We start from the raw sequence: 1,312 nt of genomic DNA on the forward strand, positions 1-1,312 counted from the left end.
TGAACCGCCCCGGTTTTCTCGGAGGCTCCAACTTATGAGAAAATGGGGCTATGACCAAGAAAACCACAAACAACTTTTCACCGGAAGTCCGAGAGCGTGCAGTGCGAATGCTGCAGGAACATCAAGGCGAATATACCTCGCAATGGGCCGCCATTCAATCGATTGCCGCTAAAATTGGCTGTACCGCTGAAACCTTGCGTCGCTGGGTACGTGAAACCGAAAAAACGAGTGGCGCACAAGCAGAGTTGACAATGTCAGAGCGAGAGCGGTTGAAAGCCTTGGAACGCGAAGTACGTGAGCTCCGGCAAGCCAATGAAATTCTGCGTAAGGCGTCCGCTTATTTTGCCCAGGCGGAGCTCGACCGCCCATTCAAACGATGAAAGCCTTTATTGACGATCACCGTGATGTCTATGGGGTCGAGCCGATCTGCAAAGTATTGCCGATTGCCCCGTCGACGTATTACCGGCATGCCGCACGTCAAGCCAATCCTAATCTGCGATCAGCCCGTGCTAAACAGGATGAGAGTTTAGGTCATCAGGTCCGCCGGATTTGGGAGGACAATTTCCAAGCGTACGGTGCGCGTAAGGTCTGGCGCCAATTGCAGCGTGAAGGGAACAACGTGGCTCGTTGTACAGTGGAGCGTTTGATGCGTCAGTTAGGATTACAAGGCCTGGTGCGGGGCAAAACAGTCAAGACGACGATCAGCCGCCCGGATGAGGCTTATCCATTGGATCGCGTCAATCGGCAATTTACGGCAGCGCGTCCGAATGCGTTGTGGGTAGCCGATTTTACCTATGTCTCCACCTGGCAAGGCTTCGTCTATGTCGCCTTTGTGATCGACGTCTTTTCCAGGTTTATTGTCGGCTGGAAAGTCTCGGCATCCGCCCGCACTGATTTTGTCTTGGATGCGCTCGAGCAAGCAGTCTATGCCAGACGGCCAGATGGCGGCTTGATTCATCATAGTGACAGAGGCGTGCAGTATGTATCGATCCGCTACACCGAGCGTTTGGCCGATGCCGGTATCGAGGCTTCGGTAGGCAGCGTGGGCGATTCTTATGACAATGCGCTGGCCGAAACCATTAATGGCTTGTATAAAGCTGAGGTGATTCACCGTCAATCCTGGCAAAACCGGGAAGCCGTGGAGCTGGCGACACTGGCCTGGGTCGATTGGTTTAACCATCGTCGCTTGCTGGAACCGATTGGCAACATTCCACCGGCTGAGGCTGAAGAAAAGTATTATCAACAACTGATTGAGTCTGCTCAGGCGGCATGACTCACAACCATCGGCCTCCGAAAAATTCGGGGCGGTTCA

1 protein-coding gene and 1 other annotated feature are annotated in these 1,312 nt (G+C 53.6%); the gene reads left to right on the forward strand.

Annotated elements, in window-relative coordinates:
* Positions 1-50 precede the first annotated feature (50 nt).
* Positions 51-1,273 (forward strand): IS3 family transposase gene (locus IT781_RS21835; protein ID WP_194972279.1). Its coding sequence is split into 2 segments (ribosomal slippage): positions 51-345 and positions 345-1,273, totalling 1,224 coding nucleotides; the frame shifts between segments, so codons are not numbered across the junction.
* Positions 335-451: a sequence feature (AL1L pseudoknot), on the forward strand. Its footprint overlaps the gene before it by 117 nt.
* Positions 1,274-1,312 lie beyond the last annotated feature (39 nt).

The sequence above is a fragment of the Methylobacter sp. BlB1 genome (assembly GCF_015476545.1).
In the GTDB taxonomy this organism is placed as follows: domain Bacteria; phylum Pseudomonadota; class Gammaproteobacteria; order Methylococcales; family Methylomonadaceae; genus Methylobacter.